The organism is Dyadobacter sp. UC 10 (assembly GCF_008369915.1).
In the GTDB taxonomy this organism is placed as follows: domain Bacteria; phylum Bacteroidota; class Bacteroidia; order Cytophagales; family Spirosomataceae; genus Dyadobacter.
Genome location: NZ_VSRN01000001.1, coordinates 3,190,858 through 3,202,644 on the forward strand (window position 1 = coordinate 3,190,858; position 11,787 = coordinate 3,202,644).

Sequence of the window (11,787 nt, forward strand, 5' to 3'; positions counted from 1 at the left end):
AACGACTGATTTTGGATCTAATTCCAAAAAATCGGTGCAAAGAACAACACTTGATGGAAACGGTAATATTATAGGAAATTAGAAAATATGAAATTCGACGATTTATATCAAAAAACCATTAAATACTACCCTACCAGTATTGATATTTCGGATGGGAAATTTTTAGAAGAAACAAATGGATTTCGTTTTGATAATTTGTCAAATGCATGGGACTTAGCGGAGTCTTATGCTGAAAATGAATGGCAAGATTTACTTATTTGGACAATTTTTGGATATTTACACAACAAAGCAAGAAGCCTTTTTACTAGTAAAGAATCAGAAATCATGACCTTGTCGACGGTAATTGATATTGAGGATTTGGAAATGGATTTCCTGAGTGATTTGCAAGAAGAAGGTTACGAAGATATGTTAAAGGAGTACTTAAAGTAAATAAAAAGCGCTCCACTTTGGAGTGCTTTTTATTTATACCGCATATTCCTCTTTTGCTCTAAAATCTCTGATAAAGGCATCCAGAAAGGCAAAAAACGGTTTTCTTTTCATCTTCAATTTTTTTTATCTAGAGAGGCACTTTGCCCTCATCTACCAGTTAATCCGGTATCTCCTTTTCCAAATCAAAATCAACTAAAAAAGAAAAACCGCAGCTTGCCATAGTGGCAAACAGCACTTTTGCCAAGCGTTCTTTGAAGCATTAAATTACTACCCCTTTGGGTTGAGTATAGACCGGAATAGCCTGATTACCCCTCAGGATGCCGTGAACGCGGTTAACCGCTATCTGTTTAACGACTAAGAATTCCAAGTAGGATTTCTTGATTATGGTGCAAGAATGTATATGCCTGAGGTGGGGAGATGGGGGGTGGTGGATGCGCTGTCGGAGAAGAACAATAATACCTCGGGTTATTCCTATGCCGTCAATAATCCTGTTCTTTTTACCGATCCCTTTGGTTTGGATACATCCAGAGCCAATGCGAATAAGCCAGTATATCAGGGTGATGTGATCGTTTTTGAGAATGGGTCGAGTGCTGTTCAAAGCGTGAATGAGCCACTATAAAGGGTCAGAAAGCAAACAGTCAATCAACGGATCTAACATTGCTTTCTCCGGGATCTTTTTCACTAGTTTTCGGCCCCAGAAGTATTCCGAGAGTACTGCCTTTGCTGATACCGCTTGCTTACAGCGTCCTGAACACTTATTTAAAGGGGCCATCGGTGATTGAAGACATTGCGCAGCTTTTGGAGCGGATGGGGGTGTCGAGTGAGGTTTTACGAGAGCCCGCGATACGAAATTCGGAGGATGTAGAAATACCTAAGGGCTATAACGAAACAAAAGAATATGGAAGGTTTAAGGGACAAAAGGTGTACAGAAAAGGAGAAAAGTTTATATCTCGAGACATTGGCCAAAAGATGGGTCAAGTCACAATGGCGGTGTTTGGAAATCGCTGAAGAGAGTTGGTAATAGATTAGAAAGAACCGGCACACTAGATAAAAATCTCAATAGAATAAAAGATTAACATTATGAACAAACAAGAATTTATCAGGGACTATAAGAAACTATTTTCTCAAAATAATGAATTTAAAATTCGATTTGAGATGGGAGGTAATATAAGAAGTAAAAAGAAACGGGTGAAACAAGTGTTGACGAGATTTGAAGAGATTTCAAATGTGGTTTTTATGAAGAAAGAAATATGGGTACTTCTTATTATCTGGGATTTTAAAATGGATAATAATGAGAAACTAATTCGTCTAGGTTTCGATATAGATCTTGCAAAAAACTATTATTTTGGGAAGGTTAACGATGGATTAATAGAAATGAAATATTTTGATCAAGAAGTATTAGATGAAGCTGAAATTCTTTATTTGGAATATGGGTCCTATTCATTTAGGGATATTTTACCATTAGTGCATTCAAGTGCTGGGTTTGATCTTGCAATGGAAAATACAGCAGGATTAAGTGCTTACTACATTTCTTTCTCCAAAGAGCCGGTATTATTAAATCTATATGATGATAGAGGTATGGAGTTATTGTCACATGATAAAAAGCTAATTGATTCAATAAGCAGGAAGTTCAGCCATTATTTATTGTGAAATTCACATCTTAATCATAACCGACTACCTTGATTACGGGGCAAGGATGTATATGCCGGAGGTGGGCAGATGGGGTGTTGTTGATGCGATGGCGTATCTTTATGAGAGCTGGTCTCCATATCATTATGCAGGAAATAACGCCATTGGCAATATCGACTTGGACGGTATGGCGTCGTTTGGGATCAATGGGAGTTCAGAGGACGAGAAATCGAATCCTGGTGCTTCGAGTACGGGTAATCAGATAATAAGTGATTGTCCAAGCTGCCCGAAAGGCAAGGCTTTCGACATGGAAACTAGATAAACTCCACAAAGATCACTGGGATGTAACAAATCCAAAGACAGGAAAAAAAGTCAAAGAAATCGACTTCAAAAATAATCAAATCTGGCCTGACGGAGCTAAAAATAAAAACAAACGATGAAATCAAAACATTCTTACACAGAATTCGAAAATACGCAACTGTGGAAAATAATTGAGAAAACTTTAAATGACTTGATTGAAAACCAGGATTTAGAGTTGACAACACGAAAAGGACATATAATTGGGTATTTCTGTAAAAACCTTGCAAATAATTTCAAATCATTTGAAGAATAGCCTGGAACCTCCGGTTGAATGACTCTGTCATCAGTATTAGTACCTGGGAAACAGGTTGGTCGGGGCTATGCAGAGGCGTTAGAGTTAGCGGGTTACTGAAGCCAATGTTTTGTGACACCATTTGTTAACGGAACTGGGCAGACCTTACAAAAGACGGATTATTATCCTTTTGGGTTGAGTATCAACCGGGATGGGGCAATACCGAAGGTACAGAACTGGATAAACCGGTATTTGTATAATGAGAAGGAATTGCAAGTGGGAAGCGGGTACCTGGATTACGGGGCGCGGATGTATATGGCGGAGGTTGGAAGGTGGGGAGGGGTGGATGGGATGGCGGAGAAAAATAATAACCAATCCGGTTATTCCTATGCCATAAACAATCCTATGCTTTTCACCGATCCCTTTGGTTTGAATACATCCAGAGCCAATGCGAATAAGCCAGTATATCAGGGTGATGTGATCGTTTTTGAGAATAGGTCAAGTGCGGCTCAAAGCGCGGATGAGGCTACTGTAAAAGGTCAAAAAACAAACAGTCGATCAGCTGATCTGACACTGCTCTCTCCGGGATCTTTTTCTTTGGTTTTAGGTCCCTGCACTATCCCAAGGGCCTTGCCTTTGCTGATACCGCTTGCTTACAGCATCCTGGACACTTATTTAAAGGGGGCATCTGTCATTCCGCATACTGCCGTCAGTTAGGAATTTCTGACTATTTTCACACTGACAAGCTAAACGGTAGCATTTTACTGGTGCATACCGCCGGATCAAGCCTTACTCTTCAACGATCATGAACAAATTCTTACTTTTCTGTTTCCTTTTGACGATATCCAACCTGTATGCGCAGAACAAAGGGAGGTCTGATGCATCCATAATCCTCGATACGGACATTGGTCCTGACTACGACGATGTGGGTGCGATGGCAGTGATGCATGCGCTTGCTGATAAAGGTGAACTGCGTCCGCTCGCAGTGATTGCTTCAAACAAGAATGAGCTGGTGGTGCCGGTGATCAGCATTCTTAATACCTATTTCGGACGTCCGGAGCTGCCGACGGGCGCGCCAAAAGGGCATGGAGCGGATTTTGGAGCATCTCAAAAGTGGCCTGAAATGCTGGTGGAGAAATACAAGCCCGGCATTGCGAAAACCTCCGACGCTCCCGACGCGGTGGAAACCTACCGTAAAATACTCGCCAAAGAACCTGACCGGAGCGTCACAATCATCACCATCGGGTTTCTGACTAACCTGGCCGATCTACTCGCTTCTAAACCCGATGCGATATCGCCGCTCGACGGCCCTGCGCTCGTGAAGAAAAAGGTGAAGCAGCTGGTCTCCATGGCTGGCAAATTCCCGCAGGGAAGAGAATACAATGTGTATGCAGATTCAGTATCCTCGGCCAAAGTTTTCTCGGAATGGCCGACGGAGATTTTGTTCAGCGGTTTTGAGATCGGCGAAAAGATCAAAACGGGCGTGAAAGTAGTTGCAAATGAGCGGTTGCAAAGTCCTGTCAGGGAAGTGTACGCAATGGCAATGCCTGTGAGCAAGGAAGATGCGGCCGGTCGTATGAGCTGGGACCAGACGGCTGTACTTGTTGCAGCACGGGGCGTTCAGCCTTATTTTGGATTGAAAAGAGGCAGGATCATTATTGAGGACGGAAATAATAAATGGCAGGATGATCCCATGGGCCCGCATGCTTATTTGACTCAAAATATGCCATCTGAGCAGGTAGTGGCCGTTATAGAGGGGCTGATGATGTGGGAAGGCAAAAAGTAGCAGGCGTTTTCAAAGCTTGATGAATATCTTCTTCCTATATAGTAAATAGGCAGGAATGAAATTGATGCAGACAAAAAACAATGCATAGAGCATACTGGCAAAGTTCACGCCCACTCCCAAGTCAGTTAATGCATTGACTGAAATGATGTTCAGCGTTTGTCCGCTAACAGGGAGCTGATAAAATAGCAACGCCAGGATATCGGCGAGCACATAGACGGCGATTGCGTTGGCACCGAATATCAGGCCAGGGGCAATTGCCCCTTTTTTGTTTTTAATATCAATTATAAAATACAAAGCGCCGAGTAACATGGAGGCGAAACCAGAAGTAACCAATACGAACGAGCTGGTCCAGAGATTTTCGTTGACCGGAAAAGTAAGTCCCCAGAAATAGCCGGCTGCCGCACTCAGCAATCCTGCCGACATCAGATAATTACTTTTTTCGTTAGGGGTTGCGGTGCCGAGCAGGATCCTGCCAGCCAACATGCCTGTTATTCCTGACACCATGGACGGAAAAGTACTCAGGATCCCTTCCGGGTCCCAGTTACCCTGCCACATTTTGCCGGGAAGATATTGCTGATCGACCCACGCAGCAAGGTTATTGCCCGGTTCCAGCATCACTTTTCCGATGCCGGGAGTTGGAATCAGGGTCATCGCCAGCCAGTATCCGATCAGGATCAGTATTCCCAGAGAGGCTTGCTGTTTTGCGGTCGTATTTAGAAAAAGCAGTGCGCATACCAGAAAAACGATGGCGATCCGGTGCAGCGTGCCGGTGTAACGCAGGTCAGAAAAGTCAAAGTTTGGCAGCATGTTCAGGAACATGCCGACAGCGAAAATTTTAATGGAGCGGAATAAGATCTTTTTGTACAGATCGGCCTTGGGACTGTTTTCTTGCCGCTTTTTTGAATATGCAAATGCAATAGAAACCCCCACTATAAAAAGAAATACGGGGGCTATAAGATCGGTAAAGGTGAGTCCGTTCCATTTGGTGTGGCTGAGCGTGGGGAACTTGTGCGCTTCACTGCCAGGAAAATTGACCATGATCATCGCCGCGATCGTGAAACCGCGCATCGTGTCCAGCGACAACAATCTGGAAGTAGTACCCGCTTGCCTATTCATTGAATTACTTTTTAAGGGATATTACATAGTTCCCTGAATGAAAGGCTATCTGATCAATAATTAAATGATTTTCGTTGCTGGTAATTCGGCGACACTAGTATATTTTGCCGACTAATCAGTATTACAAACACAGCCATCAAAGCTCAGGAACTGACTTCGTTTCACTGACATCAAAACAAATCAGCGTACAAAAATTATGAAGAAAATATTCCATTATCCGCTTTTTGCAATGATTGTAATACTGCTGACAAGCTGCGGTAAACAGGGAGAAATCAGCAAAGAGCAAGCGGAGAAAATCAGCGTTTCCTGGAAACTGGTCAGTAATTTCATCGAACCAGACGGCAGTTTTGAAGCCAGGTTCACGATCAGAAACGGCAGCGATTTCACGCTCGACGGGACAAACTGGAAGCTGTTTTTCAATATGTCCCCACGTCCGATTCATTCCAATAAAACCCCGCAGCCCGCCACTGTTGAGCATATCAACGGGGATTGGTATCAAATGGTAGCGGGCAAGGATTTCAAACTCAGTCCGGGAGATTCGGTAACGATTACCTATACAGGTACTGAGGGTGTGATCAAGGAAACCGATGCGCCACTGGGATTGTATTTCGTTTTTTATGATAAGGAAGGCAAGGAAAAGGATATTGTCGAGGTTGCTGAATATGCAATCGAACCTTTTACGGAGAAAGAGCAGATATTGAGGGGTAAACGCGACCTTTTAGCGGTACCGACTGCTGAAACGCGGTATAATCACAACCTGGCATTCACTACACTGGGTGCAGATCAGTTGCTCAAGGTGATTCCCAGCCCGGTAAAGGTGACTTCGTCGGCAGGCACTTTTACGCTTAGCGCCCAGACGCAGGTATTTTATCAGGAAGGGCTGGAAAACGAGGCAAAGTTTTTAATAGGAAAACTGAAAGCACTTACCGGTACCGATTTGCCTATTCAGGCTGGTCTGCCCAAAACTACCGCGGCGTCGGCACCCGCTATCGTGTTGAGAACAGGCCCCGTTAATGTGAATGGTATTTCAAAAGAAGCTTATAAGCTCGGCATTGATGCGAACGGCGTGATGATTACTGGCAGTGACGCCGCCGGGGTTTTTTATGCTGTCCAAAGCCTGCTGCAACTGGCCCCGATCGAGTCCTATCAGAAATCACAGCCTTCAGTGATTTTGGGTTATGTCCAGATTGAAGACGCGCCGCGCTTCCATTTCCGGAGTATGCACCTGGATGTAGGCCGCAATTTTCAAACCAAAGAAACGATCAAAAGGGTGCTGGACCTGCTGGCTTCTTATAAGGTCAATCACTTTCTTTTTTATACTGCAGAAGATGAAGGCTGGCGCGTGGAGATCGACGGCCTGCCTGAACTGACCGAGGTGGGTGCGCAGCGGCAGCATACTTCCGGGATGGACGCACCTGCACTTCACCCGGCCTACGGATCGGGACCAAAAGCTTACGACAAAGGCAAGCACGGAAGTGGTTATTACACGAAGGCTGATTTTATCGAAATACTTAAATATGCCAATGAGCGACATATTACGATAATTCCTGAGGTGAATTTCCCCGGGCATGCATTGGCTGCAATCAAGGCAATGGAAGCCAGGTACCAACGCCTGATGAAGGAAGGAAAAGAGAAGGAAGCCAATGAATACAGGTTGATCGATCCGGCTGATAAATCTGTTTATCTCTCGGCGCAAGCATACAAAAACAATGTTGTGGACATTTCGCGGGAATCGACTTATCATTTTTATGAAAAAGTGGTCGATGAGTTTGCCAAGATGTACCAGCAGGCGGGTTTGAAAATGGAGATATTCCACACCGGGGGGGATGAAGTGGCGGAGGGTGTCTGGACGAAATCTCCCAATGTAGCGAAAATGATGCAAGAGCATCCTGAAATCAAGGAATACCGGAATTTGCAAAGCTATTTCTTCGGAAGATTACTGCCCAGGCTCGAAAAAAGAAATCTGAAAGTTCATGGCTGGGAAGAGATCGCACTGACGAAAACTGCGAAGGGGACTTACCTGGCAAATCCGGAGTTCGTAGGTCACCCGGTTGTGCCTTATATCTGGAACAATGTGTTTGATGTAGATCTGGGTTATCGAATGGCTAATGCAGGTTATCAGGTGGTACTTTGCAATGTGACTAATTTTTATTTCGATATGTCGTACGGCAACGATCCTAAGGAGCCGGGGTTGTATTGGGCGGGATTTGTGGATACCTGGGACAACTGGGCATTCGCGCCTTTTAATATGTTTAAAACAACGGAGGAAACTGCGATGGGCAAGCCGATGAAGGAAGAATTTGTCGGAAAGGAGGCCTTGAAACCTGCGGCCAGAAAGAATATCCTCGGGATAGAATCGCAATTATGGTGTGAAACTGTCAAAGGTCGTGATATGATGGAATACTCGATTTTGCCTAAGCTTCTAGGGTTTTCGGAGAGCGCCTGGGCTGCCGAGCGTAAGTGGGAATATGTGTCGGACGATGCGGCGAGGAAAAAAATGATGCTCGAAGGCTGGAACGTATTTGCCAATACCATTGCTCAAAAAGCGTTGCCGAAGTGGAGCTATATCAATGGCGGCTATAATTATCGTGTTCCAATGCCGGGTGCGATTGTAGAAAACGGAATGCTCAAAGCGAATGTGGAGCTGCCGGGATTAATGATCCGTTATACAACCGACGGCTCCGAGCCGACCGCAAAATCGCCGCTCTACGAGGCACCGGCTAAGGTTAACGGGCTTGTTAAGCTGAAAAGTTTTGATGTTGCCGGGCGAATGAGCCGCACAGCGGTGGCAGTGGCCAAATGACAAATGACAAATTCATCCTGTCATTCTTTACTCAACTATTTTAATTTTCGATGTATATAGGTGTTGATATCGGCGGTACGAATATGCGTGCCGGGATTGAGTCGGGAGGGGCCATTACCTGGCAGAACAAGACCTTGCTGGCCAATAAAGATTCGCTTTCGGCCACGCTGGACCAGTTACTTGAACTCATCAGGCCGTTTACCAAATATCCTGTCAAAGGTATCGGAATAGGGGTTCCGTCGGTGGTTGATATCAGCAAGGGGATTGTGTATAATGTCATGAATATCCCTTCCTGGGAAGAAGTTGCGTTGCGGGATATTGTTCAAAGCGAGTTTAACCTGCCGGTATCTGTCAACAACGACGTCAATTGCTTTATACTTGGAGAGCACCGGTTCGGGCTGGCGCGCAAGTATAAATCGGTGATCGGAATGGCAATCGGAACGGGCCTCGGCTCCGGGGTAATCATTGATAACCAGTTGTATGCGGGAAATAATTGCGGGGCCGGAGAAATCGGGATGCTTCCTTACAAGGATTCAATCCTGGAAAATTATGTTAGCAACCGGTTTTTTGAAGATTCGCTCGGTATGAATGCATTTGACGCACATGCCGCCGCTGAACGGGGAGAAGCTCCTGCATTGGCAACCTGGCAGGAATTTGGTATCCACCTGGGCGCCGTTGTGAAGGCGATTATGTATACTTACGACCCCGAGGCGATCATATTCGGTGGTTCAATTGCCAAGGCCTACGATTTTTTTCAGGTAAGCATGCAGGAGAGCCTGAGAGACTTCGCTTACCCGGAATCTATCCGAAAATTAACATTATTACTGTCTGAAAACGAAAATATTGCCTTACTGGGTGCAGCTGCATTGCTCGAAGGTTGAAGAAAGTAGGGATAAAGTTTAAATTAGAGTTTCAATCCAGGTAACCCTCCCATGCAAAGAAACAGCTTTATCGTAATCCTTATCCTGCTTATTTTCTTCGTTATTTCGTTTCTAACGAATATTCTCGGACCGATCATTCCTGATATTGTCAAGAGTTTCGATCTCAGTCTCGGCCTGGCAGGATTTCTCCCTTTTGCATTTTTTGTTGCCTATGGTGTCATGTCGATACCTGCGGGATTAATGGTGGAAAAGTTTGGTGAAAAGCGCATTCTGATCGCTGCCTTCATGCTGGCTTTTTTCGGGGCGTTGCTTTTTGCATTGGTACCGGGCTTCTCCATCGCATTGCTTTCGCTTTTTCTGATCGGAATAGGCATGGCGATGCTGCAGGTGGTGATCAATCCACTGTTACGGGTGGCAGGCGGAGAGGAAAAATTTGCTTTTTTCTCGGTTCTGGCCCAGCTCTTCTTCGGCGCGGCGTCCTTTCTGAGCCCGCTTCTATATAGTTATTTAGTATTAAACGTACATTCAGGTACGTCAGGATTTTTGATAGAAACACTCAATGATCTCGTCCCGGGCAACCTGAAATGGGTCTCGTTGTATTGGGTATTTGCTGTGATCGCGTTATTGATGGTTTTAATTATTGCCCTGGTCAGATTTCCCAAGGTAGAGCTCAGGGACGATGAGCGTATAGACGTTGGAAAATCATTTGGCGAGTTATCAAAAAGTCGCACGGTCTGGCTCTTTTTTCTGGGCATATTCGCGTACGTCGGTACGGAACAGGGAATTGCCAACTGGATCTCACAATTTTTACAAACCTATCATGGTATCGACCCGGCTACCACAGGTGCTTCGGTGATTTCCTACTTCTGGGGATTGCTTACCGTCGGCTGTTTTCTGGGCCTGTTACTTTTGAAACTGACAGATAGCCGCAAAGTGCTGGCTTTTTTTACCTGCGGGGCTATTGTGGCATTACTGACTGCGTTATTTGGCCCAAAAGAAATGGCGCTGTATGGTTTTCCTCTGGCTGGTTTCTTCGCCTCGGTGATGTATTCGGTTATCTTTTCGCTCGCATTAAACTCGGTGCCTAAGCATCACGGAACGTTTTCAGGTATTTTGTGTGCTGGGATAGCCGGAGGAGCGGTAGTGCCGCTGATCGTTGGGGGGCTTGCCGAGCTGGTGGGGTTGCAATTTGCAATGATATTCCTGCTGATTCCGCTGGGCTATATATTCAGTATATCGATCTGGGCAAAGCCTCTGGTCAACAATGAAACCGTTACCAGCGTGAAAGAACTGTTTAAATTTTCCTGAGACAGCTTCCTATGTACAAAATTATCCTGCTCCTGGATTTTGCCGAAGAATATAGCAAGGCCTTAATGAAAGGTATTAATGCTTATTCTAAAGAGTTTGGGCCGTGGATTTTTTGCCGGATGCCCTTGTTTCACCGTGAAACTGTGGGCATCGACGGGATCTTGCAGTGGGCGTTAGAATGGGGGGCAGACGGTATTATAGGTCAGTTGTATAATAAGGAAATTGACAAAATATTGAAAGCCGACATTCCGGTCATTGCGCAGGATTTTAAGGAGCGATTTACCGAAATACCCAATATTACCGGCGCTTACCATGAAGCAGGGAAGCTTGGGGCTGATTATTTTCTAAAGAAAGGCTTTACAAATTTCGCCTTTTACGGGTTCAACGATATTGTCTGGTCACGAGAGAGGGCAGAAGGTTTTGAGGAAAGGCTAAAATCCAAAGGGCATAAAGTACATTATTTTGAGCATAAAAAAGCCAGATCGACGGAACTCTGGTATTACAAGCCAAGCTCGCTGAGCCGCTGGCTGAAATCCCTGCCCAAACCGATCGGGTTGATGAGCTGCGACGATAACCAGGGGCAGCATATTACCGAAGCTTGCCGGCATGTAGGGATCCGCATTCCTGAGGAAGTGGCGGTACTGGGGGGAGATAACGATGAAATGATCTGCGACCTGTCCGACCCGCCGCTATCCAGCATTGCGCTGGATGTTGAAAAAGGCGGGTACGACGCAGCGAAACTGCTCGATCATATGATCAAACACGATACCAAAGAATACTATGATATCATTGTGAAGCCCATGCAGGTAATCACCCGGCATTCGACGGATATTTATGCTACCAACGATGATCATATCGCATCTTCTCTGAAATACATCCACCAGAATATTGAGAAAAACCTGCACGTGGAAGAAGTAGTGAAGCAGGTGCCGCTATCGCGGCGGGCTTTGGAAAAACGCTTTCTCGAAATAACCGGGTATCCGATTTACAAATACATTTTTAACCTGCGCATTGAGAAATTCACTCAGAAACTGCTGGACACAGATATGTCCGTTTTTGAGATCGCACTCGATATGGGCCTGAATGACAGCAAAAATATAGCCCGCCAATTCAGGCAGGCCAAAGGGTGCAGTCCAAGTGCTTATCGGAACAAATATCTTGCAGGGAAATGAGGTTGGCGTGATGAGTTTAAAGTTTATGAGTTCAGGACTTCTAAGCTCATAAACTTTAAACTCATTAACTC

The 11,787-nt window shown here is 45.1% G+C and carries 10 protein-coding genes and 2 pseudogenes; 11 read left to right on the forward strand and 1 reads right to left on the reverse strand.

The genetic code is table 11. The annotated features are described in order from the left end of the window. Nucleotides 1–87 precede the first annotated feature (87 nt). The 7 genes and pseudogenes from FXO21_RS13125 to FXO21_RS13155 all read left to right on the forward strand — a co-directional run bounded on the left by FXO21_RS13125 (nt 88) and on the right by FXO21_RS13155 (nt 4,436). On the forward strand, nt 88–429 hold the full coding sequence (locus FXO21_RS13125; protein ID WP_149640501.1) for a hypothetical protein: 342 nt from the start codon (nt 88–90) through the stop codon (nt 427–429). A 379-nt stretch (nt 430–808) separates the two neighbouring features. Continuing rightward, a pseudogene (locus tag FXO21_RS13130) lies at nt 809–1,048 on the forward strand (RHS repeat-associated core domain-containing protein); the annotation flags it as partial. 322 nt (nt 1,049–1,370) lie between these two features. After that, nucleotides 1,371–1,505, forward strand: a pseudogene (locus FXO21_RS29215) (toxin C-terminal domain-containing protein); the annotation flags it as partial. Between the two features lie 4 nt (nt 1,506–1,509). Continuing rightward, nucleotides 1,510–2,079: a DUF3885 domain-containing protein gene (locus FXO21_RS13140; RefSeq protein WP_149640503.1), complete on the forward strand. Its 570-nt coding sequence runs from the start codon at nt 1,510–1,512 to the stop codon at nt 2,077–2,079. Nucleotides 2,080–2,095: 16 nt separating this feature from the next. After that, on the forward strand, nt 2,096–2,380 hold the full coding sequence (locus FXO21_RS29220; RefSeq protein WP_225865910.1) for an RHS repeat-associated core domain-containing protein: 285 nt from the start codon (nt 2,096–2,098) through the stop codon (nt 2,378–2,380). Nucleotides 2,381–2,782: 402 nt separating this feature from the next. Next, entirely contained in the window at nt 2,783–3,367 is a 585-nt protein-coding gene (locus FXO21_RS13150) for an RHS repeat domain-containing protein (protein WP_149640505.1), read from the forward strand. Nucleotides 3,368–3,455: 88 nt separating this feature from the next. After that, nucleotides 3,456–4,436, forward strand: coding sequence for a nucleoside hydrolase (locus FXO21_RS13155; protein WP_149640506.1), 981 nt, complete (start codon nt 3,456–3,458; stop codon nt 4,434–4,436). A 9-nt stretch (nt 4,437–4,445) separates the two neighbouring features. Here FXO21_RS13155 and FXO21_RS13160 read toward each other — a convergent pair whose 3' ends face one another. After that, a complete protein-coding gene (locus tag FXO21_RS13160) occupies nt 4,446–5,552 on the reverse strand; it encodes an acyltransferase family protein (protein WP_149640507.1) in 1,107 nt (368 codons plus the stop codon). A 196-nt stretch (nt 5,553–5,748) separates the two neighbouring features. Here FXO21_RS13160 and FXO21_RS13165 point away from each other — a divergent pair, with 196 nt between their 5' ends. From FXO21_RS13165 to FXO21_RS13180, 4 genes are read left to right on the forward strand one after another with little or no spacing between them, the layout of a single operon-like run. Beyond that, a complete protein-coding gene (locus tag FXO21_RS13165; protein WP_149640508.1) occupies nt 5,749–8,355 on the forward strand; it encodes a family 20 glycosylhydrolase in 2,607 nt (868 codons plus the stop codon). 50 nt (nt 8,356–8,405) lie between these two features. Further along, a complete protein-coding gene (locus tag FXO21_RS13170) occupies nt 8,406–9,236 on the forward strand; it encodes an ROK family protein (protein ID WP_149640509.1) in 831 nt (276 codons plus the stop codon). 51 nt (nt 9,237–9,287) lie between these two features. Then, complete coding sequence (locus FXO21_RS13175; RefSeq protein ID WP_149640510.1) at nt 9,288–10,544, forward strand: MFS transporter; 1,257 nt, start codon at nt 9,288–9,290, stop codon at nt 10,542–10,544. An 11-nt stretch (nt 10,545–10,555) separates the two neighbouring features. Further along, complete coding sequence (locus tag FXO21_RS13180) at nt 10,556–11,716, forward strand: AraC family transcriptional regulator (RefSeq protein WP_149640511.1); 1,161 nt, start codon at nt 10,556–10,558, stop codon at nt 11,714–11,716. Nucleotides 11,717–11,787: the final 71 nt, after the last annotated feature.